22 protein-coding genes, 1 pseudogene and 1 CRISPR repeat array are annotated in these 26,741 nt (G+C 34.2%); of the genes and pseudogenes, 5 read left to right on the top strand and 18 right to left on the bottom strand.

The genetic code is table 11. The features are described 5' to 3' along the window. Positions 1-4: 4 nt before the first annotated feature. The 6 genes from pyrF to tmk form a co-directional block, all read right to left on the bottom strand. Positions 5-709, bottom strand: a complete 705-nt coding sequence (pyrF, locus tag A9G48_RS10860; RefSeq protein WP_051825089.1) for an orotidine-5'-phosphate decarboxylase — start codon at positions 707-709, stop codon at positions 5-7. 33 nt (positions 710-742) lie between these two features. Beyond that, positions 743-1,915 carry a GDSL-type esterase/lipase family protein gene (locus A9G48_RS10865; protein ID WP_065576164.1) on the bottom strand — a complete coding sequence of 391 codons (1,173 nt, stop codon included), beginning with the start codon at positions 1,913-1,915 and terminating at the stop codon, positions 743-745. Beyond that, positions 1,908-3,194: an SGNH/GDSL hydrolase family protein gene (locus tag A9G48_RS10870; protein ID WP_051825094.1), complete on the bottom strand. Its 1,287-nt coding sequence runs from the start codon at positions 3,192-3,194 to the stop codon at positions 1,908-1,910. Before A9G48_RS10870 ends, A9G48_RS10865 begins: the two co-directional genes overlap by 8 nt. Before the next feature lie 2 nt (positions 3,195-3,196). After that, a complete protein-coding gene (locus tag A9G48_RS10875; RefSeq protein WP_034944478.1) occupies positions 3,197-4,597 on the bottom strand; it encodes an MBOAT family O-acyltransferase in 1,401 nt (466 codons plus the stop codon). A 64-nt stretch (positions 4,598-4,661) separates the two neighbouring features. Further along, positions 4,662-5,651 carry a DNA polymerase III subunit delta' C-terminal domain-containing protein gene (locus A9G48_RS10880; RefSeq protein ID WP_065576165.1) on the bottom strand — a complete coding sequence of 330 codons (990 nt, stop codon included), beginning with the start codon at positions 5,649-5,651 and terminating at the stop codon, positions 4,662-4,664. After that, a complete protein-coding gene (gene tmk, locus A9G48_RS10885) occupies positions 5,648-6,289 on the bottom strand; it encodes a dTMP kinase (protein ID WP_034944483.1) in 642 nt (213 codons plus the stop codon). The genes A9G48_RS10880 and tmk overlap by 4 nt, the downstream gene beginning before the upstream one ends. Before the next feature lie 335 nt (positions 6,290-6,624). Here tmk and A9G48_RS10890 point away from each other — a divergent pair, with 335 nt between their 5' ends. Beyond that, complete coding sequence (locus tag A9G48_RS10890; protein WP_034944485.1) at positions 6,625-7,824, top strand: acyltransferase family protein; 1,200 nt, start codon at positions 6,625-6,627, stop codon at positions 7,822-7,824. Positions 7,825-8,059: 235 nt separating this feature from the next. Continuing rightward, a CRISPR array of direct repeats spans positions 8,060-8,455; the repeat unit is 29 nt; unit sequence CGGTTTATCCCTGTGTATACAGGGAACAC. 93 nt (positions 8,456-8,548) lie between these two features. On the opposite strand, the gene cas2e is transcribed toward A9G48_RS10890, so the two are convergent. Genes cas2e through casA form a run of 7 tightly spaced genes read right to left on the bottom strand, consistent with a single transcriptional unit; the run spans position 8,549 to position 14,468 of the window. Beyond that, positions 8,549-8,833 carry a type I-E CRISPR-associated endoribonuclease Cas2e gene (cas2e, locus tag A9G48_RS10895; RefSeq protein WP_034944488.1) on the bottom strand — a complete coding sequence of 95 codons (285 nt, stop codon included), beginning with the start codon at positions 8,831-8,833 and terminating at the stop codon, positions 8,549-8,551. Positions 8,834-8,835: 2 nt separating this feature from the next. After that, positions 8,836-9,753, bottom strand: coding sequence for a type I-E CRISPR-associated endonuclease Cas1e (gene cas1e, locus A9G48_RS10900; RefSeq protein WP_034944491.1), 918 nt, complete (start codon positions 9,751-9,753; stop codon positions 8,836-8,838). Between the two features lie 10 nt (positions 9,754-9,763). Further along, the gene (cas6e, locus tag A9G48_RS10905; protein ID WP_034944494.1) at positions 9,764-10,447 is read right to left on the bottom strand and encodes a type I-E CRISPR-associated protein Cas6/Cse3/CasE; all 684 of its coding nucleotides are present in this window, start codon (positions 10,445-10,447) and stop codon (positions 9,764-9,766) included. Continuing rightward, complete coding sequence (gene cas5e / locus A9G48_RS10910) at positions 10,448-11,191, bottom strand: type I-E CRISPR-associated protein Cas5/CasD (protein WP_034944498.1); 744 nt, start codon at positions 11,189-11,191, stop codon at positions 10,448-10,450. 12 nt (positions 11,192-11,203) lie between these two features. Continuing rightward, positions 11,204-12,268, bottom strand: a complete 1,065-nt coding sequence (cas7e, locus tag A9G48_RS10915) for a type I-E CRISPR-associated protein Cas7/Cse4/CasC (protein ID WP_034944501.1) — start codon at positions 12,266-12,268, stop codon at positions 11,204-11,206. A 5-nt stretch (positions 12,269-12,273) separates the two neighbouring features. After that, entirely contained in the window at positions 12,274-12,891 is a 618-nt protein-coding gene (gene casB / locus A9G48_RS10920) for a type I-E CRISPR-associated protein Cse2/CasB (protein WP_034944504.1), read from the bottom strand. A gap of 26 nt (positions 12,892-12,917) precedes the next feature. Then, positions 12,918-14,468 carry a type I-E CRISPR-associated protein Cse1/CasA gene (gene casA / locus A9G48_RS10925; protein WP_034944868.1) on the bottom strand — a complete coding sequence of 517 codons (1,551 nt, stop codon included), beginning with the start codon at positions 14,466-14,468 and terminating at the stop codon, positions 12,918-12,920. Positions 14,469-14,744: 276 nt separating this feature from the next. Between casA and A9G48_RS10930 the strand changes: the two genes are divergently transcribed. Further along, positions 14,745-15,173, top strand: coding sequence for a hypothetical protein (locus tag A9G48_RS10930; RefSeq protein WP_034944508.1), 429 nt, complete (start codon positions 14,745-14,747; stop codon positions 15,171-15,173). Between the two features lie 12 nt (positions 15,174-15,185). Then, a complete protein-coding gene (gene frdD, locus A9G48_RS10935) occupies positions 15,186-15,542 on the top strand; it encodes a fumarate reductase subunit FrdD (protein ID WP_051825096.1) in 357 nt (118 codons plus the stop codon). A 66-nt stretch (positions 15,543-15,608) separates the two neighbouring features. Here the strand turns inward: frdD and A9G48_RS10940 are convergent, their stop codons facing one another. Genes A9G48_RS10940 through A9G48_RS10960 form a run of 5 tightly spaced genes read right to left on the bottom strand, consistent with a single transcriptional unit; the run spans position 15,609 to position 22,206 of the window. After that, positions 15,609-16,466: a hypothetical protein gene (locus A9G48_RS10940; protein ID WP_034944513.1), complete on the bottom strand. Its 858-nt coding sequence runs from the start codon at positions 16,464-16,466 to the stop codon at positions 15,609-15,611. Positions 16,467-16,525: 59 nt separating this feature from the next. Further along, a complete protein-coding gene (gene yejF, locus A9G48_RS10945) occupies positions 16,526-18,244 on the bottom strand; it encodes a microcin C ABC transporter ATP-binding protein YejF (protein ID WP_065576166.1) in 1,719 nt (572 codons plus the stop codon). Further along, positions 18,244-19,272 (bottom strand): ABC transporter permease, encoded by a 1,029-nt coding sequence (locus tag A9G48_RS10950; protein ID WP_034944516.1) that lies wholly within the window; start codon positions 19,270-19,272, stop codon positions 18,244-18,246. Before A9G48_RS10950 ends, yejF begins: the two co-directional genes overlap by 1 nt. Beyond that, a complete protein-coding gene (locus A9G48_RS10955) occupies positions 19,272-20,360 on the bottom strand; it encodes a microcin C ABC transporter permease YejB (RefSeq protein ID WP_065576167.1) in 1,089 nt (362 codons plus the stop codon). The genes A9G48_RS10950 and A9G48_RS10955 overlap by 1 nt, the downstream gene beginning before the upstream one ends. Position 20,361: 1 nt before the next feature. Beyond that, entirely contained in the window at positions 20,362-22,206 is a 1,845-nt protein-coding gene (locus tag A9G48_RS10960; protein WP_065576169.1) for an extracellular solute-binding protein, read from the bottom strand. 544 nt (positions 22,207-22,750) lie between these two features. On the opposite strand from A9G48_RS10960, the gene A9G48_RS10965 reads away from it, so the two are divergent. Beyond that, on the top strand, positions 22,751-25,465 hold the full coding sequence (locus A9G48_RS10965; RefSeq protein ID WP_065576168.1) for a CRISPR-associated helicase/endonuclease Cas3: 2,715 nt from the start codon (positions 22,751-22,753) through the stop codon (positions 25,463-25,465). Between the two features lie 611 nt (positions 25,466-26,076). After that, positions 26,077-26,741, top strand: a pseudogene (locus tag A9G48_RS10970) (hypothetical protein); the annotation flags it as partial.

Here is a 26,741-nt window from a genome sequence, read left to right on the forward strand (position 1 = left end):
TTAATTAACCTTTGGTTACATCAAGTGTGGATAAAATAGCTTGTAAAGCTGCTTTTGGATCTTCTGCTTGCGTAATTGGTCTCCCAATTACTAAATAATCAGAACCGGCAGCTTGTGCACGTTGTGGCGTCATAATTCGACGCTGATCATCAGGGTGCGAACCTGCAGGCCTAATGCCTGGCGTAACTAATTTAAAATCACCACCTAAACGAGTTCGAAAACTTTGTACTTCTTTCGCGGAACACACAACACCATCAAGTCCGCAATTTTTAGCAAGCAAGGCTAATCTTGTTGCTTGCTCTAAAGGAGAAATATTAATACCGATTTCTTGAAGATCGGAAGACTCCATACTAGTTAATACTGTTACCGCTATTAAAATCGGAGCCTCTTTGCCATAAGGGTAAAGTGCATCTTTTGCGGCTTCCATCATTCGAGAACCACCACTTGCATGAATATTTGTCATCCACACACCTAAATCAGCCGCTGAAGCTACAGCTTTGGCAACAGTATTTGGAATATCATGAAATTTAAGATCTAAAAAAACGTCAAAGCCTTTATTCATGACCTGCTTGATAAAATCAGGACCGGCATGAGTAAATAACTCTTTACCTATTTTCAAACGACAATCTTTCGGTTCAACCCGATCAATAAAATTCCATGCTGATTTAACATTAGCAAAATCAACAGCAACGATAATTGGTGATGACATAACAAATTTATTCCTTTTATAAAAATTAATAGCCTATTTTTTTCTAACAAATTCATTTAAATCAGTATAAAAGATTTTGGCACTTTCTTTATAACCTTGTAAAGTCTGATGTACTAAATCTGGACGTGCTAATCCTTGAGCCAACCATTTTTTCACAGAATATCGCCCACCCATCGCAGCTTGCCAGTCCCAAAACAATGTTTTTTCGGATCTTGCTACCTGCTTTTGAATATTTTTAATCGTCGAAAATAATTTAGGTATCTGCTTTTCATTAACCATTGTATCTGGTGGAGAGATAAGCAATACAGCTGCTTTTGGCAATAATTTACGTATTTGACGAATATTTTTAACTAAATTACTTCGATACTCATTAACATCTAATGTTTCATCAAAGCTCTCATTTGTACCATACTCAAGAATAACCAAATCACTTTGGGATAACGCTAATTCTTTAAACCAATTTGGGCTCCATTTTTGCCATATTGCCTGTTTAGCACCATTTGTTCCTATAGCAGAAACAACGACACCTGAATGCCGATAGCGAGTTAACCAAATACCACCTATTTCAGTATTTTCATTTCCATTAATCTCAATAGGTAATTTAGATTTAAAAGAAGTTGTTTGCCAAACATTGGCTTTAGGAATAGTACTTAAATAAATTTTATGATTATTATCATCATAAACTACAAGCGGATTAGGTGTATTTTTAACCATTTTAAATGTCAATTTAACTTGCCAGATTTTATTATCTAATACTTTTGGTCTAATTTGAATTTTAGCGTTATTTTTAATAGGCTTTGCAATAAACCCACCCATAGGAAAATCAATATCACTCAAAGCTCTACTGCTTAATACTTCCCAATTTGTTGATTCCCAACTTACGCCAATATGATTTTGACCTTTAATAAATACAGGTGTTACCCAACCAATACCAGCATCACCATATTCAGCTTGCATTAATGTTCTAAATTCACCAGTAAAAAAATCAGCAGCAGTATGCGAATCACCAAATTGAGTAATTTTTACAACTTGTTCAGTATGTTGGTTAATGCTCAACGATTTTAATCGACTCGCAAATTGCTCAGCATTTGGATCACCAAAATCAACAATGCCTGATACAATCTTGGTTTTACTTTCAGCCATACAACAACAGGCAGTGATTACTATCGTAAAAATTGGAATAATATACCTTATAGATTTAATCAATGTGAGAACCCTCTAATTCGCTAAAAGTAATTAGTTTAATAATAGCTTTAGCCAAAATCTTTTGACCTGTTGACGTAAAATGAATGCCATCATCGGATCTTACTTTAATTTTTTCTTTACCCGTTTCAATGAAACTACTGAACTCTTGGTAAGTACAACCCAATAACATATTAGTTTTTAAGAAATATTGCCTAGCTTTTTCGACTTCTGATTCATATAAACTACTCAAATAAATCATTCCATCATTTAATTTTGATTTACGCATACAAGGAGGTGCAAGCCAAAGCACTTGCACATTATGTTTTTTAGCACTCTCAAAAATAGTTCCTATACGTAAACGATAGTGTTCTTCCCACAGTTCAGATTTAAACTTAGCATACTTGGTATATCCTTTAACCGGAAAATCCCAAGGATCATTAGGACCTAAAAAAATAATCAATAATTTAATAGAAGGATCAGCAGTTAAATATTCATCAATGGTATGTGGCCAATTAAAAGCCTTTGGATAAGCAAGCCCAGTACTTTGCTTACTTAAATCAAGACTTTCTATACTATACTCCTTAAATAGCATTTTTTTAACATAAGGCGCAACACCTTGCATTAAAGAATCACCAGCTAAAAATACTTTATCATTTTTAGACAACACAATAGGCAAAGTCACTAAATTTTTTGAATGCTCTACTTGATCCACTTCTGAACGCTCACCAAGTGATAGGGGCAAAACACGCTCATTATGTTCAATATAATTTTTAACGCGTGGCAAATCTGGATAGACAACTACTTTTGTTTTTTCTTGATTATTGCGCTTTTCACTCTGATCTGGAGCCGTAACTGCGATTTGTATAGCTTCATGTGATAATAGTTTGCTTTTCAAAAATGAGGGAAGAGATTCCTTAGGAAAAGCAAAATTTCCCATATCAACAATTGGCAATGCTTTAAACTTAATTAAATGCTTCTGAGTCGCTCCTACCTGCTCTTCAACTAAATTATCTTGAACAAAGATTTTTCCAGAATCAAAAAGATCTGTATGATAGGTTTGTTGCCAATAAATTAGTATTGATTTGTAATATATTGCCATTAATGAGATTGCAATAATAAATAATAGCACCAATACATAGCGAGCAGACAAAGGATTATTATCAAGATGATTAGTTTTCTTTCTTGTATTATGGGATGATTTAGCCGGCACACCTTTATTCAGCGCTCTATAACATTGTCGTTTTAAGTCCGATTCAGATTTTACTTTGTTTTCTGAAAATGTTTTTTTATATATCATCATAATTAAAAACTAGCATAAATAAACTGTGGCATACCGGAAGGAGCACAATAAATAACCGACCATAAAATAAAAACAAACACAAATGGTAAAAAAACTTTAGATATTTTATAAAGTTGCCTAACAAACCAGTCAGGAAAGTTTTTGCAAACTGGATATAAAAAATAGATAAAAGCTATAACTAAAAAAGCAATAGCATAATGTGGCTCAATCAAAAAGTTATGTGTTAGTGCTGTTAAATAATCCATTGCGTCCGATAAACTTTCACAATGAAAAAATAGCCAAGTAAAACAAATATAATGCCACGTCAATAATCGTGCAATAATTGGGGAACGTGCTGTTATCCACCCTCTACCTAAAAAGTGATCACCAAGGTTAAGTACAATAATACCAAAACCATGACATGCGCCCCAGATAATAAAATTAGCCCCCGCACCATGCCATAATCCAGACAACAACATGGCTAACATAACATTAATTTGTGTTCTAGCCAAGCCACGGCGGCTACCACCAAGTGGAATATAAATATAATCACGAATCCAATGAGATAAACTAATATGCCAGCGTCCCCAAAAATCTCTTAAATTCAATGCCAAATAGGGAAAATTGAAATTAATGGGTAAACGAAAACCTAATAATAGCGCAATACCGGTCACTAAATCAGTATAACCAGAAAAATTTAAATAAATTTGTATTGCATAACCATAAAGACCAACCAGCAAATCAAGAACACTAAATTCTAAAGGATTAGCAAAAATCGGGTTAACCCATTCCTCACAGATAAGCCCACCTAAACAATACACCTTAATTACAGACAAGATAATCAATGTAAATGCTCTATAAGGCTCTAAAATTTCTCTAGGCTGATTTACCGAAATTTGAGGTAAAAAATCTTTAGCACGGTTTATAGGGCCAGCAATAATACTTGGGAAAAAAGATAAAAATAGAGCAAAATCCCAAAATTTAACAATCGGCAGTTCCCTTTTTTTTATTGAAACTAAATAACTTATTGAATGGAATGTGTAAAACGAAATACCTATGGGAATAAAAACAGTCAAAACAGGTAATAAAATAGGTAAATTTAATAAATTGAGTAATACCTGTAACTCTGAACGGAAAAAATCAAAATATTTGAATAAAGCTAAATTAATTATGGATAAGCATAGCCCCAAAAACAACCAATGCTTTGCATAACGCCTTGAACGAGTGATCATAACTGAAAAACAATATATCACACATGTATAAGCAAAAAGAATAAATGCAAATTGCCAACTGTAACTACAAACGATTAGATAACTAGATATTAATAATAAATGATTTTGTAATTTTGGGGTCAACCGGCATCCCCAATATAACCCGAAAAAAGCGATAAAGAGCAAACCAAATTCAATAGATAAATAACTCACTCACTACAATCCTTTTACATCAAAGTATGCCTAAAACTGAAAATTCTACACCATTTTAATTAGTCTATTGACAATTAATTAACTCTGATTGGGCAAGAACATTATAAATAATTAAATCTTTATTTAACCCTGTTACTGAAAGTAATTGGCGTCTAGCCTGTAACCACAGATCATAAAGCGCATTAATCTTTTCATTACTTAATGTTGCAAGCAACCTAACTAAAGGTACTTGATCACGATTAACAATAAATCGCCCAGCTCTTTGTTTAGCCTTTAACGCATCACTTAACAAAGCACAAAACCAAATAACACGCTCAACAAATTGCTCATGCTCAAAAGTATCTGCCAAAAACCAATAATCATTTTCAGGTAATAACTTTAACAAATTTTCGCAAAATGTTTTTCGTTGTTGCCACTTTTCGGGGGCTAATAAAGCAACTGCTGATAATGGCGCATTTTCGCTCAATAATAGTGCACAGGCAAGTTCATTATCACTATATGGCTGACTGTGCTGTTTTTTCACCCACTCCATAGATTGTTCAAGTGTCGGAATGGGTAAAAAATAGGAAAAACAACGACTACGAATCGTTGGTAACAAATTGCTATTATGCTCATCACTTAAAATAAAATAGGTATTTTCAGGAGGTTCTTCTAAAGTTTTTAGCAATGCATTAGCGGCCGCTTCTGTCATTGAAGCAGCATATTTCACCCAAATAACTTTATTGCCCCCCTGCTGTGATTTTTCATAAATCTTACTTGAAATATTACGTACTTGATCGATACCAATCGACGGCTTACCCAGCTCATTAGAAATCACGTAAAAATCAGGATGATGACGTGATAAAAACAACTGACAACTATGACAATTCAAGCAAGGCTCTAAATTTACTGAAGCTTGACATAACAAACGGCTAGCTAATTTATAGATAAGTTCATCCTCACCACTACCTTGTACATAACGGATTAAAAAAGCATGATGAGCTCGATTTTGAATTATGCCATCGGCCAATTGCTGATAAGGTAATAATAGCCAAGGATAGTCATTTAAAATCATGTAATATTAACCTGTGTTGATAACCATAAAGTTAAAATTTGTTCAATTTGCTCAGTCACCATATTGATTGGTTTTGTTGCATCAATAGTAATAATAGCTTCATCTTGCTTGGCTAGTTCTAAATAACGCTGACGAATTCGCTTAAAAAATGGTAATGATTGCTGTTCAATGCGATCAAGTTCACCACGAGACCTTGCACGTATTAACCCAACTTCGGGGTCGACATCCAGATATAAAGTTAGATCAGGCTTAAAATTTCCTAAAACTTGTTCTTTTAATGTTTCAATAAAAACTTGATCTAATTGACGGCCACCGCCTTGATAAGCTTGCGTCGACAAATCATGCCGATCACCAATAACCCATTTACCTACTTCAAGTGCCGGTTTAATCACATTATCAATTAACTGAATACGCGCTGCATATAGCATAAGAAGTTCAGCTTTATCGGTTAAAGGCTCATGATCCAAACCATTTTTAATCATATTCCGTAATGCTTCTGCAATTGGTGTACCACCCGGTTCACGCGTAAATCGTAAATCGTAAATATTATGTTTATTTAAAATTTGAGCAACAGTATTAATTGCCGTGGTTTTACCTGCCCCCTCAAGACCTTCGATGACAATAAATTTACCTGTCATGCTTAATTTCCTAACTTATTTATGATGACCACACAGTTAATATTGCATATTGTACGCTATTTTTACCAAATTTATTAGCTCCTATCACAATTAGCAGCTTAATAATGAATAGACAAAAAATCAAAAATGGGAAAATTTTCATCAGATCCCACTAAGTGAATTAATTATATATCTAGATAATATATACAAAACCTGTATCATAATTGGCACTAACAAAATAGTTAAATATTTACTCTCTTTCTAAATATGAGCAATTTACCCGTGTTTAACGTTTATAAAATTTGCACATATTTAAGAGAAACACAATAATTAAAAAATCATTAGGATTTAAGTTAATGAACGATTTCATTCATTTTTATGACCTATTAGCAATAATTTTAAGTCCATTTTTATTTATTGCTATACTTAACTTGCTATTACCAAAAAGCATAAAAGAAAATGTAAGCAAAGATGAGAATAAATACACCTCTATCGACGGTTTGCGTGGTATCTCTGCTATTTTTGTATTTATATCTCATTCATTATTATCGTGGCGGTATTTTTTTGTGGATGGCGGTTGGATCAACAACACGCCGCTTTTAATTTTTGATAAAAACTTAAATGAACAAATCGCAATAGGTTTTCTATCTTTAGGAGGATTAGGTGTAAGTTTTTTCTTTATGATTACAGGGTTCTTATTTTTTGACCAATTGCTTAGAAATAAAGGAAAAATAAACATCATAAAATTTTTTATTAAGCGTTTTTTTAGAATCGCTCCTTTATATTACTTTGTTATTGCTCTAGTTTTTATTACAGTTTTTTTAACAGGGATTCCAGAGTTTCCAACACTTAAAAAAGAGATACAAGCCTTTTTATCATGGACAACATTTGGGTTATCAAATATTAAAACCATATCGGCATTAATACCTACATCATTAGTTGTTGCAGGTGTGTTATGGACATTAGCCATTGAATGGAAGTTTTACGCATGTGTACCTATCTTAAGCATATTCACTCGAACAAAATTAACGGCAATTTTATTTGTTTTTTGTGGGATAGCTATCACAATTGTTTTATTTAATCTTGGCAAAATAAAAGACATTAGATTGTTTTTACCTTTCTTCTTTGGAATGCTAGCAAGTCTATTTGTTAATAACTATTTAATTCCATTAAAATCAGGTATTATCAAATCGCCTATTACCTCACTATTTATATTAGTGTTTTTCCTCTTTGCTGTATTTAAACTACAATTTGGGTATTCAGGGTTAATATTTCAAAGTGCATTAGGACTAATATTTATTCTCATTGCAAGCAACAATAGTGTATTTGGACTACTCAAATCAAAAATCTTCATAACATTAGGTAAATTAAGCTACAGTTTTTATCTAATACATGGGCTTGTTTTATTTCTAATAAACGGCGTAATAATGAAAAGCGGAAACTTTTTATTAAATAGCCTTGTATCCATGTTGATAACATTATTGATTAGCATTTTTACCTATTACTTCATTGAAAGAATAGGCATTAATTTTGGTCATAAAATAACTAAAAACTAAAATAGATAATGTCCCTTTGCTGACATGACTATTAATAACAACGGTTTGTTTATTATTAAGAATAGCAAAACGACAACCTCTAACGATGTTTTGTGCGGTTTTAATTTCAGGCATTTCAAGCATTGAAGAAAGAAATAGCATTAATATTTCAAACACCTAAAACCGCACTAAAAATTTTAAGGTTTGCAAGGTCAAATCGTTGCCATTTTAGAGCAACTTTAACTAATGTTGTTTAGAATTTATCCCTGTGTAAACAGGGAACAAGTTTGTGGTTTTGACTCATAATATACCTAATTACGGTTTATCCCTGTGTATACAGGGAACACATTTAACTCATTTTCAATATGCCGATGAGCTGCGGTTTATCCCTGTGTATACAGGGAACACACACATAGTACCATTGTGTCCACTTCCTATAACGGTTTATCCCTGTGTATACAGGGAACACTTTTACAGGCTTTATTTGGGTTTTATTCATCCCGGTTTATCCCTGTGTATACAGGGAACACTATATAGATAGCCTAACCGCATGATTGATATTCGGTTTATCCCTGTGTATACAGGGAACACACCGCACAATAAATCTTTACCCGTTAAATTTTCGGTTTATCCCTGTGTATACAGGGAACACTCTAAATGTAGCTATTTGTTTTATTTAGAGTTATAGCAATGAATAAATTCTACCAGGTTTTTGAAAATTTTAAAAAAATTTAACCTATTGATTTTAAACAGGTAAAAAAGAAACTAATCTTAACCCATCCAGATCTACCGGAACTCTTCTATTTGTACCATAAGTTTGGAAATCAAATCCAGATTCGGTATTTGTTGCCCACGCAAGGACAACATTGCCTTCTTCAGCTAGTTCAATGATTTGCTGCCATATCATTTCCCGAATGGGGCGAGGTACATCACCAATATAAACACCAGCTCTAATTTCTAATAACCATACAGCTAAACGACCTCTTAATCGAGGTGGCACATTTTCGGTAACCACAACGCACATACTCATAGTTAGTAACTCCTAAAACCACTATCAGCAAGTGATTGTGGTTCGGGGATGGTAGGGGGTTGTATGTCATCAGGTGGAAGGGGTGGTTCAATCCCCCCTGCAGATAGTACTTCTTCAATTAGAGGAATTAAAGTTGCCAATGTTTTTTGACTTCTAAAAATTTCACGGCAAGCTATTCGTACTTGGCGATCAGGGTCAATTTTGTTTTTAGCTGCAATTTCAAAAGCGATAGGAACTACTGTATCAAATTTGATTATATCGGCAATATCATATACAAAAGAAAGTGGCTTTCCGCTGTGCACAAAACCAATTGCAGGCGCATAACCAGCAGCTAAAATTGCCGCTTCAGTTATACCATATAAACAAGAAGTTGCTGCACTTATGCATTGATTAACCGTATCCCCCTTTTGCCAATCTTTAGGATCATATTTTCGTCCATACCATTTTACATGATAGCGTTTTGCCAATAATGAATAGGTTTCACGCACACGTGAACCTTCAATCCCTCGTAATTGCTCAATCGAGCGTCGACTAGGAGCCGGTTCACCAAATCGTAATTCAAACATCTTTTTAACGACTTTTAAGCGAAGATCATCATCTAGTGCCAATTTTGCTTGGTAAAGTAATTTATCGGATCGCGCGCCACCAGGTTGACCTGATGAATACATCCTCACGCCGGCTTCCCCCACCCAAACGAGTAATGTTCCCACTGTTGCCGCTAGTTTTACGGCAGCATGTGATACTCTTGTACCTGGCTCTAACATAATACAGGCAATAGAACCCACTGGAATATGAGTTCTAATACCGGTTTGATCTATCAAAACAAACGCCCCGTCTAACACATCAATTTGTCCATATTGCAGAAAAACCATTGATGTTCTATTTTTTAAAGGGATAGGGTTAAGTGGAACATACACCATATTACATGCCCTATTGATAGCGTTTTATCAAGAATAATCCACAACCAAAGCCTTTACTTTTACCAATGCCTTGATAAAGCGTTTCCAAAAATAGTTTAGGATCAGTGACAATTAAAACTCCTTCAAAATCAACACTACTATACCTAATCGGCTTAAGATTTTTTGCCTTATTTAAAAGGTTTAGGTTATAGCTAGTAATAGCACAATTAATTGTCTGATTGTCGTTTTGCTTTAAGGAAAAGCCACGTTTTTCTCCCTGCCGAATTAGCCAATCAAGTGCAGCTTTATTTTGATAAATTTTTATATCATTACTAGATAGATTTTTTTCCTTATCCTCAGCTTTAGCAATGTACTTAGCGTTCATCATGACATCACAACGTTTACCATTTTTAACAACAACTGGATTAGCACGTAAGGAAAAAATTAACTCTAATCCTGATGTCAATTGTGGCGAATAGGGTTTTGTTTCCACAAAAAATAGTTCGTGCTCAGCTAGTGGCGCAACATTTGATAATAGATAATACTGTCGACCTTTGTTTGTTTGCTCTTCGCGAAATAAAAACGAACGCTTATCTTGATTAGGGAAGAGTTGCCATAACCATTGATGAAGTGCATAAGAACCAGCAGATTGCATTTTTTGTTGCATCGGATAAGAAAGCCGATCTAACTTTAGGGTAACTCGGGAAAAATACATCTATTCGCTCCTTTTTAAATATCCTACATACTGTCGGCGATTTTCAAATTGCCAACGCTGCCGATTAATCGGCTGATCTTGACGAAGCTGAATTTTAATCAAATCAAAATTAGCCTCTTGATCGGCATGTTCCCAATAGTATTCATCAGCAACGCTTTCGATTAAATCACAAATAACAGGATCGTTGTGATGATGTTGTCGATAATATTTATCTGCATAAACAAAAGCATCGCTGAGCGTACCTTCATAGATAACAGGCGATAAAGGTAACGCTAGTGGTGAATTTTTCCTGCCTATATAAAGTGGAAATTCTGGCGTTAATAATGCCTGCTGTATTTGCTCAACACAATAAGGTGCCTTTTCGGTTTCAGTCATTACAATTTGATAATAAACATCATTATAATATTCGCGATGCGTAAGCAAAGTTTCTAACTCTTTCGGATTTCGGCGAATTTCATCAAAACGGGTATAAAGGGGTTCTTTTTTATTAGCCCTTGGCGCCTGAAGAGTATGAAAATCCCTGAACCAACTGTTATTGGCAATAAAAGGGCGAATAGCAAAATGATAATGCCGATTAAAGGTTTCGATATGCTTATCATCGCGCCGAATACCTAATGCTGCCGACGCTAAGCCTAATAAAGCAGAGCGGGAAGGAATAATATTGCTGTGGCGTACTTCACCAACAGCATGTTCTCCCCACGAGGTTAAAGGCGCATAAATTTGAAAAATAAGATGTTTTATCACCTTGTCTGCTCCTTATTTTTGCACAACAAAATCTAATGCATCGGTTAAGGTTCCTGTACCTGTTTCAGTGTTAAGCACATATCGGCTATCAGCACATTGACCATATACCTTATCAAACTTATCCAGTTGTTGTTCTAAACGCGTAATAGCGTCGTTAACCAAATCTTCGCTACAAATAGCTTTAAAATAAGCCACAGCAAGCGATCTAGGTTGCTGCGTCCCTTTTTCAATGAGTAAATAAGAAGTATAAGCACGAGATGCAAAGCTGTTTTGCAAACCCAATGGTGCTACTTTTGTTGCAGATTCAGTTAAGGCTTTAAGTGTTTTTTCAACCAATGCTTCATCGCCATTTAAATTTTCAAGTAGCAGATCACGGCTTATACAGATATAAGTGTAAAAGAGTGCTGAAGCAAAAGCACGCTCTCCTAAATGAGCCGATCCTGCATCTACATCTTTGTTGTTTAAATCATCGACAGCAGTAAAAAAATCATCTTCAATGGTAACGGAACTTACACCTAAAGCATGAGAAACTTGGCACGCAGCTTCCACACTAAACGATGGGCTGTCAGCTAACATTCGTCCAAATAGCGCAATATCAATACTACTATTTTGTTTACGTAATAATTTTACTTCGTCATCAGTTGGTACTCTTTTTTCGTTGATCAGCTGTTCAACCAATTGAGCTATCGCTCGTTGTTCATCGTTACTAATATGTACCAATTGTTCAATATCCAAATTATCCAATGGATCTTTTGGAGTTTTCTCTTTTTTTAATTTACCAAATTGCTCCGCTATTTTAATGGCACTTTCTTTGGCTATTTTATCAACAATACCCTGTTCAACCATCGGTTTGTAAACCAATTCTCTTGCAAATCGTCGAGAGCGAATACCGATGTTATCGCTTAAAGATTGATAAAAGTATTCCGATGTTCGCCATGCTCTTTTTAAACTTTGTGATGAAATACGTAAACGATTACTATTCCCCATTTTGGCCGTTTTTGGTCGTCCTAAATCGTCACGATTCAGATTAGAAGGCGCATAAGCAGTTAATAAATGTAATTGAATAAATGTACTCATAATAGTTATTCCTTAGATTGTTTTTTAGTTGAGTTGTAATCCATTGCCCAACGAACAGAAAGACGTTTAAATGGATCAGTATTACGTGGTAAATTTTGCTGACGATCGTGCCACTCTTGCATCCATAAAAAGATGCCATCAGCCAGGGAAAAAAGATTTACGCCTTTTTCACCCCTCATTTTTACAGCACGAATTAAGCGAATGCAAAATTCTTCAGGTGTTTGACTTGCTAAAAGTTGTTCAAAACGCAAACAAGATAAAAAATTACGTTCTCCACTCTTAACTCTTTCACTTAGTTGTGCGGCAAAAGCCTCCTTTCCATTATTTGCATCAGCAAATGCAGCAACCCTCGTAAATTGAGCCAATGCCTGTTGATAAATCGGTTTTGAGGACAATGCACTACTTTCATTAAATAATGCATCAGCTAAAATCATATAGCCTTCTTGTAACATTACTGCATAAAGCGACGATGATCGACGTAATTCTGCGCGAAGCTTTCGCCCATTATAAGTACCACCGTTGAAGTTATATAGTCGTTGTTGTAGCATCGAAAACCATTCATCAATAATTTTTTTATGGCTTTCATTAAGTACAATTGTTTTTTTGATAAGGTTGTTTGACATATTGTTCTCCATTTCTACAAGCAAGACTATTTGTTTTCTTTAATTTTTTTAAAATACTTAAGTTTATTAAAATCTGTGAGCAATCTTTCTCTCGCACTAATTTGGCAAAACACCTTTTGGTTGCTATTGTTATCTTTAATAAATTTAAATGTCTGATCAGGATCACCAAAAGCGGCTTTATCATAAGTTTGAGTAATATAAGTTAGCAAAGTCTTTGCCCAACTATTCAATAAAGGTAGCCGACCTTCTGGATTATCTTTTTCGGCAATAAGCTGTTTGACCAATTGATAGAATGGAAATTCTGTTTCCTTCCAATAAGCAATATCTAAGTAACTTGACTCTTTTTTTATACTAGTCATGGCCTTACGCAATATCGGCAAGGTATCTTTACTAAGATCTAATGCCCGCTCAATTAATTCTTTGATATCAGAATCAGGATCAGCTAAATCAAGATAAAAAGGGAAAGTATGTTCATACCAGCAACGTACTTTCATATTCTCAAAATCATAACCAAAACACCATAAATGATATTTATCACTCGATTGTAATCTACGACCATAATGCGTGGATATCACTCTGGCTGATTGCATATTATCATTTATACTGACCATACCTAACCAATCTCGATATATTAAACCACCCGGTTGCCCCTTTATAGCAATCGGTGCACCTGTTTTGATGTCAGTCCGATAAGGAGTTAACGGATGTCGCCAATTTTGATATTGAGTACCGTAATTTTTAGTTTGGTATTGAGTAATAAGTGTAGATGAAGCCGCTCCACAAAGATCACATTGTCCTTGTTCGGTTTGTTCAAAATCAAGCTCTATTCGACGCGGCATCCCCCAGTAGGCTTGACAATAATTGGCTTGTTCAGGAAAAACACTTAAATTTCCTGGTGCTTCACTGGTTTTTGTAGCACTGAGCCAAGGGAAGACCGAATCATCAAATTGTTGTGGTTTTTCTTCGTCATCTAATGGTATAACGTTTAACCATAATTTTTTCCATAATGGGGTAGATTGATTACATTCTGGCATTATTAAGGTAGTGATAGGTCCACCACCACGCAAACTAACACGATGCCCAACCCCACCAGATGGTGCATTAGTTTGTAAAGTAAATAGCGCAATTACCGCACAGTGCGGACAAATACCTTTAACAAAATCACGTTTAATAAAGTGATCGGTATTTTTCTTTAATGCATTTTCACCTGGCGCTTCAACTAACAAGCCAGCTATCGATACCTTACTGCCTTTTAACTTATTAAAGTCTTGCATAAAAGCTGGTTTAGCTGCCCCAAATTGCATAGCAAGCTCAGCAGGTTTAAAAGCTGAGTCTAATTGAGATTGTTTAATACCATTATCCCAATATTCATACCACTCATCATTATCGTCTGGGGCAAAAGTAGTTTGTAGCAAACCGATAAGAAATTGATAAGCGGCACCTTGAAAATCGCGTCTGAAATAGGCTAAATCTGAAATGGTTTCATCAACTAACTGGCTGGGACTTATTTTACTAATATGACCATCAAAATGAACAACCGGTATCCATTTTTCGTCTAATAAAGATAAAGTAGACAAATTATAATACTCCAAATAAATACTTACAGCTAATAATTCATACAGGTTATAAATATAATACATTTTAAATTTTTTTACATTTAATTTTCATAAAAAAATTTAAAAGATGAAGCACATAATGCGTAACATTACCCTATTAAAATCTATATAATTATTAGCTTAGTATTAGTGATTTCAAGTCAAGTAAGCATTATAATTGCAAACTATAAGCGCTACCGTTATAAACGACATTTAATTACTGATCACAGATAAATAAAATGTAATGTTGAGAAAGTTATGAATCAAAAAGGTAACGATAAATACCCACTAACAGATAACCAAGGCAGCATAGATACGCCTTCTAGCTCTAGCACTAATCACATAGAAACCAAAATGCATTTGTTTTTTTCAATCTTTATCAAGTTAACTCCCTTTTCGATGATTTGGGTTAGTTTTGTTCTAACCTATGGCGTGATTTGTATGTACACTAATGCCGCTGGGCAAGATGAGTTTTATCGATTCATCTTTTTTTTGCAAAAACCCATTGTGATTATACTTAATAGTGTTGCGTTACTATTGGCGCTAGCGCATAGCTTAATGTGGTTTAAACAGATGCCTAACCTATTAATGTTTAAAAGTAAACCTCAATCCTTTTTACTTATTGCTAGCTTATGGTTAATAACAATAATGGGATCGGCATGGTTAATTATAGTGGTATTAAGTTAAGTAGATTAAATAATGAAAATTCAAGAAAAACAAAAGCAATGCTCAAGAAATCGTATTATCCAAGGGTTATTTAATTTAGGTAGCACATGGGCAGCTATTTTTGTTCCAGTTGTAATTATTATCATGGGATTTATTATTCCTTTAGGTGATGCTAGAACCCGTTCTTATATTTTAAAATTAGCAAATACTGACTTTGGCAAAGTTTTTTTATTATTAATGATTTCATTACCAATCTGGTATGGATTGAAGCAGATTTTAACCATTTTACACCATTTTAAAATCTCCCCTAAACGCGAAAACTTTCTAGCATATGGCATCGCATTGGCTTGGACTTTACATGCAATCTATATTTTGTTTGTTAGAGTATAACTGTTTGTTTTATGGCTAAATGGAAATGAGCGTTATTCCTAAAATAACGCTTATTAATTAGAAAATTTAATAATAAGTCACTTTTCTAATAATATTTGCCTGTTTATTATTTTGATCTTTCCTTACTTTACTGGCTGTTAACCAATCGTTTTTATCGTTAAAGGTTAAGAAATTAGTTGCATAATGGATCGATCTTTTACCAGATGAAGAGTAAAAAGACTGTATTGCGCTTAAGCGGTGATTATTATCATATTGGTATAAAAAATCACTTTCACTTTTCAAATCCTTACCAAATTGAGAGACAAATTTAGAAAGTTTTTGATCTTGATAGTTATAAGTAAAAACAGAGTTACCTTTTAAAGCTTTATCAGTATATTGACCATTGATATCGGTTTCTTTAAGTTGCCATCTTACCTTTTTATTAATCAAGCAATTGTTGCTGTCATATTGATAACTATCGTTTTGAATAAAAATAAAATTAACAGCTTTTTTCACTTGATGCGACTGAATAATTTTACCTTGTGTATCTGTAGTGAATTGAGTGATGCTGTTAGTTTTATCTTCAAAATCTTCAATAATGTTTTCCCAGCCTGTATCAATCTTTTGCAAATATTCGGAATACAGCTGCTTATTATTATCCGAATAAAGTTCATAGTGACTTTGTATAATTAGTCCATTTGGGTCATAATCCAATGTGTGATTTGCTATTGTTTGATTTGTATTTTCGTCTTTTGTGATTGTCGTTGTGGTTTCTTGCTTAATACCTTTTACAGGCAAATCAATATAATCAAATAGTTGAAAAATATAATTGTTTGCTTCAACAGTATTTTGATCGGCATTATCACCACATGATAATGCCATTGCATTTAACGAAATCAAAGATAAACACGGTATTAATAATAAAGAGAGTATTTTTTTTTGCATAATTTTCCGATAAATTTATTTGGTTAAATCAGTTATCAACACATCATTATTGATTTGCTTTATTCCTTACGCATTAACAGCGCATCCCCCCAATTTATTTTATTTTTCTGTTTTTTATCATCTTTATCCTGTTGTTCATTGGTCTTATCAGAATAAATAAATGTTTTATTTTTTGCTTTTAAGAAAAACGACTTATCTAAAAATGACAGTAATGTTTTAGTATATTCACTTTCTGGTTCAAAAAAGATCTTATCATGCGAGCCTTGCTCAATAACTTTACCGTCTTTCATGACTATCACTTGATGACACATTGAGTAAACCACAGCTAAATCATGACTGATGAATATATAACTTAACTGATACTTCTCTTGCAATGATTTAAGCAGATTTAAAATTTGCTGTTGCATTGTATGATCTAAAGATGAAGTAGGTTCATCTAAAATTAATAACTCAGGTTTCAAAATTAATGCTCTTGCAATGGCTATTCGTTGACGCTGCCCACCTGAAAACTCGGTTGGATAACGATAACGAATTTGCGGATCTAAGCCAACTTCTTGCATAATATCAACTACAGCTTGCTCACGTTCGGATTTGCTAAGTTTTTTATGAGTTTTTAACCCTTCACTAATAATTTGCTCAACATTAAGACGGGGATTAAGAGAAGAAAATGGATCTTGAAACACCACTTGGATACGACTACGAAATGGTAACAATTTTTTTCCCGTTAAATTTTGTATTGGATGACTATCAAATACGATTTCACCTTGAGAGTTTATCAGACGTAAAATAGCCAACACTGTTGTGCTTTTTCCTGAACCTGATTCCCCAACGATACCAAGCGATTCACCTTGGTGCACTGAAAAGCCAACGTTGTCGATAATTTTCTTTTTTTTATTACTAAATAGCCGTTTTTGAGTAATCACCTCGACATTAAGATGATTAACATTAAGTAGTATACCCGGTGTATCTGGCAGTGACACTGGATCGCCACTAGGCTCTGAATTCAATAATGTTTGTGTATAGGTATGCTGCGGGCGTAAAAAAATACGCTGTTTATTATTGTATTCAACAATTTCGCCTTGTTGCATAACAGCTACTTTATCAGCTAGTTTTTTCACAATACCAAGATTATGTGAAATAAACAGCATGCTCATATTCAATTCTTTCTTTAACTCTTTTAATAACTGAATAATTTGCGCCTGAACAGATACATCAAGTGCTGTTGTCGGTTCATCAGCAATCAATAATTTAGGGTGCGTTAATATAGCCATGGCAATCATTACACGCTGCCTTTCGCCACCAGATAGTTGATGAGGATAAGCTGATAATTTACTTTTTGATTCCCTAATGCCTACACGATCAAGGTATTGCAAAATCTCACTACGTGCATTCTGGCGGCTCATACCTCGATGCAATGCAAGGACTTCGTAAAGCTGTTTTTCAACTGTATGTAAAGGATTTAATGACACCATCGGTTCTTGGAAGATCATACTAATTTCATTACCACGAACTTTCCGAAGTTCTTTGTCTTGCGCATGTAACAATGATTTTTCTTCAAACAAAATATCGCCCGTCGGGTATACCACCTGTTCTTTACCTAATAAACGTAAAATAGATAGCGCAGTAATACTTTTTCCAGAGCCAGATTCACCCACTAGCGCAAGTGTTTCTTGCTCATTAATATCAAAACTAACATTACTTACTACTTGCGATAGTAAATGCGTACCACGTTTAAATGCAACACTTAAATCCTGAACGGATAATAAAAGAGAACTCATTAATACACTCCTTTGTTTGGATCAAATGCATCTCTTACTGCTTCACCAATAAAAATAAGCAGTGACAGTAAAGTTGCAATAACTAAAAATGAACTGATACCAAGCCAAGGAGCTTGTAGATTGTTTTTACCTTGTAGTAATAATCGTCCTAGTGATGGCGCATCAATCGGTAAACCAAAACCTAAAAAATCTAGCGCTGTTAGTGTTGTTATCGAGCCACAAAGTATAAAAGGTAGAAAGGTTAATGTTGCCACCATGGCATTAGGCAAAATATGACGAAACATAATTTTAGTGTCACTAACTCCCATCGCTTTAGCTGCACGAATATAATCAAAATTGCGAGTACGCAAAAATTCAGTACGTACTACACCTACTAAAGCCATCCAACCAAATAATACGGTAATACCTAATAACCACCAAAAATTAAGCGGTAAAATACTGGCTAATAGAATAATAACAAATAGCTCAGGTAACCCACTCCATATTTCTATGAAACGTTGACCGATTAGATCAATTTTACCTCCATAATAGCCTTGTATAGCCCCAAAAATGACACCAATAATTGAAGTAAAAATCGTCAAGAAAATCGCAAAAAACATAGATATTCGAAAACCGTATAAAATATTGGCAAATACATCGAAACCTGCATCGGTGGTGCCTAACCAATGTGATGCCGAAGGCGGCGTTGGAAACGTGTTTGATGTATCATAAATTAATGTATTGTAGCTATAACGAAATGGCGCCCATAAAATCCAGCCATTAGCTTCTATTTTATTTTGTACAGCAGGATCAAGAAAGTTAGTTTGCGTGGCTAATTGTCCACCAAATTCCGTTTCTGGGTAAAAATGAAAAATCGGCGAATAATAATTGTCCTGATATTTAATAAAAATGGGTCTATCGTTAACAATAAAATCAGCAAATAAGCTAATCACAAAACAGATCATAAATAACCAAAGTGAGTAATAACCACGACGATTCTGTTTAAATCGTTGCCAACGCTGTTGATTAATAGAATAATGGGTGGTCATTAGTTGCGAGCCTCAAAGTCAATACGTGGGTCAATCATCATATAAGATAAATCAGATAATAATTTAGTAATAAGGCTGATTAATGTAAAGATATACAATGAACCAAAAATCACTGGGTAATCACGTTGTATAATTGCCTCATATCCCAATAGCCCAAGTCCATTAAGCGAAAAGATAATTTCAATCAATAATGAACCAGTAAATAAAATACCAACAAAAGCTGCAGGAAAGCCTGATACAATCAGTAATGTTGCATTGCGAAAAACATGTTTATATAAAATTTTTCTTTCACTTAATCCTTTAGCACGTGCGGTTATTACATATTGTTTGCGGATTTCATCTAAAAATGAATTTTTAGTTAGCATGGTGAGTGATGCAAAACCGCCAATAACCATTGCAATAGTGGGTAAACAGATGTGCCATGCATAGTCTTTTATTTTGCCCCAAAAATCGAGTTGATCAAAATGGTTTGATATTAGCCCACGTAGAGGAAAAATATCCCAATAACTACCACCAGCAAATAATACGATCAATAAAACTGCCAATAAAAAAGCAGGTATCGCATAGCCAATAATAATTAATGTACTTGACCAAAAATCAAATGCAGAACCATCTTTCACTGCTTTGCAAATGCCTAACGGGATTGAAATGAGATAAACAATCAAAGTACTCCATAATCCCAATGAAATTGAAACAGGTAAACTTTTGGCAATTAAACCTAGTACCGATTCACTTTTAAAAAAACTATTACCAAAATCAAATAATATATATTTCTTTAGTGTTTCGATATAACGTTCAAATATCGGTTTATCAAAGCCGTACTGCTTTTCTATCATTGCGACAACTTGGGGATCAAGTCCGCGTGAACCGCGATAATTTGATTCATTTTTATATTGCTGCACTGGCGTAGATGAGCCACCACTCCCAGGCAATAGCCCTTGCCCTGCTTGCGGTCCGTTTTCAATCATAGCAAGAGCCTGATCAACGGGTCCACCAGGCGCAACTTGTACAATAAAAAAGTTGATAGTTAAAATCACAAACAATGTTGGAATAATCAACAACAAGCGGCGAATAAGATAATTTAGCATATTAATGTTCCCGATTTTTAGGCAGGCTAGCTGCTTTATTAGCATCATACCACCAGCTATCAACCCCGATTGAATAAGTCGGTTGTATAGCTGGTTGCCCAAATTTATTCCAGTATGCATAATACGTTTTACTGTTATACCACATTGGAATCATTGGATATTCTTGCGTTAAAATACGATCAAGCGCTCGTCCTAACGGGACTAATTCTTCTTGATTATCCACATGCTTGGTGATTTCAGCAATAATGGCATCAATCGCCTTGTTATGCAAACCCGATGCGTTCCAAGATGAATTAAGATACTCGCTCCCCCAAAGTATCTGCAAATTAGAGTTTGGGTAATTGACGGCATAATAATTACGAGTCACCATATCATAATCACGCTCACGAACACGCCGTAAATGTTGCGCAGAATCTAATAAAGTAATTTTCATGGTGATCCCCAAACGCGCTAAATTTTGTTGAAAGGGAATGGCATATTTAATATCACTACCAAGGTAACTGATTAGTTCAAATTCAAATGGCTGATGTGTTTTAGTGTTAATCAGCTTACCGTCTTTAATTTCCCAGCCCGCTTGTTTTAGTAATTCAGCCGCCTTTAATAAATTATCACGATTAAAGCCCTGACCATCGCTTTTTGGCAAATAATAGGCATTACCGAAAGCACGTTTTGGAATAATATCTTTATAGGCATTAAGCCATTTTAATTCTTGCTCGCTAGGTGTACCAGTTGCGGCATAAATGGTATTTTCAAAAAAGCTATAAGGTCTTTTGTAACTGTCATAATAAAAGGCATGATTTAGCCATTCAAAATCAAATGCTAAGGTAATTGCTTCACGAACTTTAATATCTTTAAATAGATCTTTTTGTAAATTAAACGCAAGCCACCGAGTATCGGTAGCTGTTTGAACTGGTTTTTCTTGTTTAATAATATAATTAGAATCAAAATACCGACCTTGATATTGAGTAAACCAGTTTTTAGGTTGATCTTCAGCACGCAAATCATATTCACCTGCTTTAAAGGCTTCTAGTGAAACATTATCATCCATATAATAATCAATGCGTTTTTCGTCAAAATTATCTAAGCCTTTATTAATGGGTAAATCACGCGCCCAATAATCTGGATTACGTCGATAAACAACATATTGCCCTAATTTATAATCACTAATGTAGTAAGGACCACTACCAATAGGTGGCGTAATTAATGGTTCAGAAAGATCATGATCTTTCCAAAAATGTTTAGGCATAACGCGCATACTACCAACAAACGAAAGGAGTTTTTCACGATCGGAATCGGGAATATCAACCCGCACATGCTCATCATCTATTGCCTTAACTGTAATACCTTTATTATAAACACGATACTGAGGCACACCTTCAGTCATAAATTTATGAAAGGTAAACTCAACATCATGGGCAGTTATTGTTTTTCCATCTTGAAAACGAGCGTTGGAATTAATAGTAATTTCTGCCCAACGATAACTATCAGAATAAGTTATTGACGTCGCAATAAGTGGATAAAAACTGGTAATATCATCAGCCGTATTGGTAAAAAGCGTGTCATATAACGCGCCTGAGTTTCGTTCAGGTGCCCCACGGCTAGCATAGCGATTCAAATTATCAAAAGCCCCAACTTCAGCCATTTTAATTACGCCACCTTTAGGTGCATTAGGATTGACATAATCAACATGTTGAAAATTATCAGGATACTTTGGTTGACCTGAAAGTGAAAAGACTGTTTTATAATAAATTTTTTCGCTCGGCTGTACTGGTTGTACTATATTATTTAAAAGCTTTAGCTCTTCATTAGCGAAAACAGGGGAAGAAAGAATAGCAAATCCACTCATGCAACTTAAGATGAGTATCGCTTGTATTTTTGGTTTAATTCGATTAATCACTCTAATTTAATCCCTGTTTAAAACATAATATTGCACAAATACTAATTGCATAACCCTATTAATTTACTTAATAAACACGAAAAACAATATTAATTCTACTTATTTAATTCGCTCTATTTTGCCAAACTTCAACTAAATGAGCAAAACCTAATTGATAAAATTAATGTTAAATAAAAATGTTAGCAAAAAACCGCTTTATATTTTTACATAAACAACGCTATATTAAGCAACTGATATACCATGATTAACTTTTAACTTTTAACTTTTAACTTTTAACTTTTAACTTTTAACTTTTAACTTTTAACTTTTAACTTTTTATCAAGCATAATCTAAAATAAGATAACTTAAATTGAGTCTTATTAATAATAGCCAATTAATACCCAAAAATTAGATTAATAAAAAGTTAAAACTTAATTTAATTAAAGTTTATATTGCAATACGTTATCGTTTAAAAGTAACACCGAATAAAAGTTATATAGGAATAAAAAGTATAATGAGTGAGCTGTATTATCAATATTGGGGAAAATGTCATCAAAGTTCTGATAGCGATAGTTATCATTTACTTGCTTATCATAATTTAGATGTAGCGGCTTGTGGATATCAAATTGTAAAACAAAATTATTTCAATTCTGCTGAACTTTTTGAACAAATTGGTTTCTCCCAAGAAGATAATGAAAAGAGCGCACTTTGGTTTGCCTATTTTTTATCTTGGCATGATATTGGCAAATTTGCTAATGGATTTCAGCAATTATTTAAGCATAATAACCCAATGCTTGTAGCCGCCGATCCAACTAAACAATACACAACCAGACATGACTCACTTGGTTTTTGGTTATGGAATGAATTTCTTAGAAATAAAACAGAAATTCTGCTTGATAACCATAATCGAGATATCACCCTGTTTTTTGATATCTGGTTACCCATTATGACAGGGCATCATGGCAAGCCGCCATTGATTAGTGCAAATGGTAATTCATCTTTTAATAAACAAGACAAACAAGCATCACTTGAATATATCAACGCGATTAATCAACTATTTATTATTGATAATAAATTAAATCACTACCCTTCTTATTTTTTTGATAAAACTATACGCAACAGGCTTAAACAAACTAGTTGGCTAATTGCAGCCTTAACAGTTATTAGTGATTGGTTAGGATCTAACAAACAATTTTTCCCATTTTGTTCAAACGCAATGCCACTCACTCAATATTGGCAAAACCATGCCATTATTCAGGCAGAAAAAGCCGTAGCATCCTTACCAAAATCATCACCAATTGCACCTTTCACAAGTATTAAAACCTTATTTCCATTTATTGAAAAACCAACACCACTGCAACAACAAGCATTTTCTTGTCAATTATCTGATCATGGTGCGGAATTATTTATTATGGAAGATGTGACTGGAGCAGGCAAGACCGAGGCATCGATGATCTTAGCGCACAAACTCATGTCGGCAAAAAAAGCACAGGGGATTTATATTGGCTTGCCAACGCAAGCAACTGCAAATGCGATTTATCAACGTATGGCAAGTGTATATGGACAGTTATATCAACCGGATAGTCATCCTTCTCTTGTTTTATCCCATGGAAACAGCGATATGAACCCGAACTTTACTGATTCGATATTAAACAGAGACGAGAATAGCGAACAACACTACCCAAAAGGTGAGCAAACAATTAGCGCTGAATGTAATGAATGGTTTGTCGACACGCGCAAAAAATCCTTATTAGCTGAAGTTGGTGTCGGTACATTAGATCAAACCTTAATGGCGGTGATGCCATTTAAACATCAATCATTACGCTTATTAGGTTTACGACACAAATTGCTTATATTAGATGAAGTCCATGCGTATGACAGTTATATGGTTAAATTATTGGAAGTCTTATTACATTATCACGCTTTACAAGGTGGCAGTGCTATAATTTTGACGGCTACCTTACCTTATTTTTTACGTGAAAAACTGCTTAATGCTTTTTATAGAGGATTAACTAACAATAAACAAAGTATAATGTTAAACCCAACCTTACCTTTTCCACTAATGACACAACTTAATCATCAAGGTTTAACTGAACAAGCCATTGCCACAAGAGAAGAAGTTAAACGTCAGGTAAATATTGACTGGATCAGCAATACCGACGCAGGAATAAGTAAAATACACCAAGCATTAGCACAAGGAAAAATCATTTGTTGGATCAAAAACAGTGTCAGTGATGCCATTACTTTGTATCAACAACTTCAACTTCAACTTGAATTAAATTTAGATACCAACGCTATTTTACTATTCCATAGCCGTTTTGCTTATTGTGATCGAATCGAAATTGAACAAAAAACCTTGCAATGGGCAGGCAAAACATCTAATCATCAGATTCGATCAGGAAAAGTAATCATCGCCACACAAGTGATTGAACAATCCTTAGATCTTGATTTTGACGAAATGATTAGCGATATAGCCCCGATTGATTTACTCATTCAACGCGCAGGTCGCTTGCAACGTCATATTCGTGACAGCCAAGGCAATATCAAACCGTTTAATAAAACTAAGCTTGAAGATGATCGTGATAAACCAACATTAACAATACTAGCCCCAACTTGGCAAGAAGAGCCTAATAAAGATTGGCTCGATGATGCACCTTTCCGCAATACTAGCTACGTCTATTCTGATCATGCCTATTTGTGGTTTACCCAAAACATTTTGCGCAAACAAAAGGTTATCAAAATGCCAGAAGACGCACGATTGTTAATTGAGTCAGTCTATAGTGAAGATAAAATACCACCAACAGGTTTACAAGAAGTGCATGATAAAGCAACAGGACGGAAATATAGCGAATCATCTATCGCCAAACAAAGTGTCTTAAAGTTTAACGACGGTTATAGCCGTGGCAACCTAAGTCAAGAATGGGATAAAGAAGTTGAACTCTCCACCCGCTTAACAGAACCTAGTGTTAATCTCTATTTAGCTTATAAAGAACAAGACAAAATAATACCGTACTGCACTAATAGTGATAAATACGCATGGGAACAAAGTCGTATTGGAATTAGCCTTAAAAAATGGGAAAAAATAAAAAAAGACATCCCCCAACTAGACCAACAGAGCTTAGCAAAACTAAGGCAACAAATACACAGACCAACGGCAATTATTGTGCTAATGGATAAAGATAAAGACTCATCCTTTTATTCAAAAACATTAGGGTTTTATGCATATTAACAATTGATACGAAACAATATAAAACAAATTAAAGCCAAGCGATAATATTAATAACATTTAGTCTATTATATCTTGGATAAAATCACTGGTTATAAAAAATCAAGTTCCCCACTATTTAACCAATTTTAGCCTGCTTATATCTAATTAAAAAGCGGGATACCTCTTCTTTGTGGTTTTCTTTAAGCTATAGATTTTTAATAAAAGATACTTTCCATAAATAAACTAAATCGAAATATTAAATAAAAGTAAATATTGCAAAATAGGTAAAAAAAGTGTAATTTTTGCGTTTTTAATTATCATTGCTGATAATTGAAATATTATAAGGTCAGTAGTAAGCGTAAGGTTAATAGAGTTGTTGATATATCGATTTCACTCATTGTGCAGCATTGTATTGATTAATTTGAATACTCTTATACATAATAAACTCTATTTTTTCCCTTTATGGTTTGGCTTATTAATTAATTCCAAGCTATCGCTATACAAATTCGATACTCATCATTTTTATATTAAATACTATTTTATTAAAAATATTTCAAAATACATCAGCAACAGTAAATTGGATAAAAAAGAAATATTACTTTAAATGGAAAAAAGGAAATATATAAGAAATAATGATTTTTGAATTAAACAATACCAACAACTTATCTAAATATCGTTACTTATTGGTTGATAACATCGTCGCCCTTAACCCAGTTGAACCATTATCAAAAGAAGGGTTAATAGACCTATTTGGTGAAGGCAACCCATTTAGCGAAAAAAAACTCACGCAAGTTTTACGTTCGGATTTAGATTATGACCCAAGCGTCTGCCCAACACTGGTTAAACTTGCCGAACCCGATGAATTTTTAGAAAGCCCAATATTGGATAGAATTGGCTTTGAAGCAGCAAACGAATGTTTTGAGTCAAAGCGTTATATTTGTGCTTATATTGTTACAGACCTTAAACCATCGGTACTGGCAAAACAACTAATCAATATTGGCAATACCATTGCCAATGCATTGCATCGGCGTTATTACCCCTTTTTTGAACCATTTCGAATGCAATTTCTGCAAGAAGTAGCGAGCAAAGAAGACAACGCATGGCTAAAATCACAATTAACCCAAATTGCAAACTACTACTACCCATCGATTCATGGTGGGCAGTTTATCCGTTTTACCGCCGATGACACCGCCAATATTGCCGAAAGTTGGAGTGAAAATTACGGCAATCGCTTAAAAAATTTGATAATGATTCAAAACTTAGTCAATTTATGGGCAAATAACCGAACATACTATAC

The organism is Gilliamella sp. wkB18, assembly GCF_001690875.1.
Lineage (GTDB): Bacteria > Pseudomonadota > Gammaproteobacteria > Enterobacterales > Orbaceae > Gilliamella > Gilliamella apicola_A.

Bases quoted from the DNA above. Each gene is read 5' to 3' on its own strand.
- tmk (WP_034944483.1), bottom strand. From the start codon at position 6,289: ATGACAGGTAAATTTATTGTCATCGAAGGTCTTGAGGGGGCAGGTAAA.
- cas7e (WP_034944501.1), bottom strand. From the start codon at position 12,268: ATGAGTACATTTATTCAATTACATTTATTAACTGCTTATGCGCCTTCT.
- cas6e (WP_034944494.1), bottom strand. From the start codon at position 10,447: ATGTATTTTTCCCGAGTTACCCTAAAGTTAGATCGGCTTTCTTATCCG.
- A9G48_RS10930 (WP_034944508.1), top strand. From the start codon at position 14,745: ATGAATCAAAAAGGTAACGATAAATACCCACTAACAGATAACCAAGGC.
- A9G48_RS10870 (WP_051825094.1), bottom strand. From the start codon at position 3,194: ATGATGATATATAAAAAAACATTTTCAGAAAACAAAGTAAAATCTGAA.
- A9G48_RS10890 (WP_034944485.1), top strand. From the start codon at position 6,625: ATGAACGATTTCATTCATTTTTATGACCTATTAGCAATAATTTTAAGT.
- A9G48_RS10965 (WP_065576168.1), top strand. From the start codon at position 22,751: ATGAGTGAGCTGTATTATCAATATTGGGGAAAATGTCATCAAAGTTCT.
- A9G48_RS10960 (WP_065576169.1), bottom strand. From the start codon at position 22,206: ATGAGTGGATTTGCTATTCTTTCTTCCCCTGTTTTCGCTAATGAAGAG.
- A9G48_RS10955 (WP_065576167.1), bottom strand. From the start codon at position 20,360: ATGCTAAATTATCTTATTCGCCGCTTGTTGTTGATTATTCCAACATTG.
- A9G48_RS10940 (WP_034944513.1), bottom strand. From the start codon at position 16,466: ATGCAAAAAAAAATACTCTCTTTATTATTAATACCGTGTTTATCTTTG.
- pyrF (WP_051825089.1), bottom strand. From the start codon at position 709: ATGTCATCACCAATTATCGTTGCTGTTGATTTTGCTAATGTTAAATCA.
- A9G48_RS10950 (WP_034944516.1), bottom strand. From the start codon at position 19,272: ATGACCACCCATTATTCTATTAATCAACAGCGTTGGCAACGATTTAAA.
- cas1e (WP_034944491.1), bottom strand. From the start codon at position 9,753: ATGGTGTATGTTCCACTTAACCCTATCCCTTTAAAAAATAGAACATCA.
- A9G48_RS10880 (WP_065576165.1), bottom strand. From the start codon at position 5,651: ATGATTTTAAATGACTATCCTTGGCTATTATTACCTTATCAGCAATTG.
- yejF (WP_065576166.1), bottom strand. From the start codon at position 18,244: ATGAGTTCTCTTTTATTATCCGTTCAGGATTTAAGTGTTGCATTTAAA.
- cas2e (WP_034944488.1), bottom strand. From the start codon at position 8,833: ATGAGTATGTGCGTTGTGGTTACCGAAAATGTGCCACCTCGATTAAGA.
- casB (WP_034944504.1), bottom strand. From the start codon at position 12,891: ATGTCAAACAACCTTATCAAAAAAACAATTGTACTTAATGAAAGCCAT.
- frdD (WP_051825096.1), top strand. From the start codon at position 15,186: ATGAAAATTCAAGAAAAACAAAAGCAATGCTCAAGAAATCGTATTATC.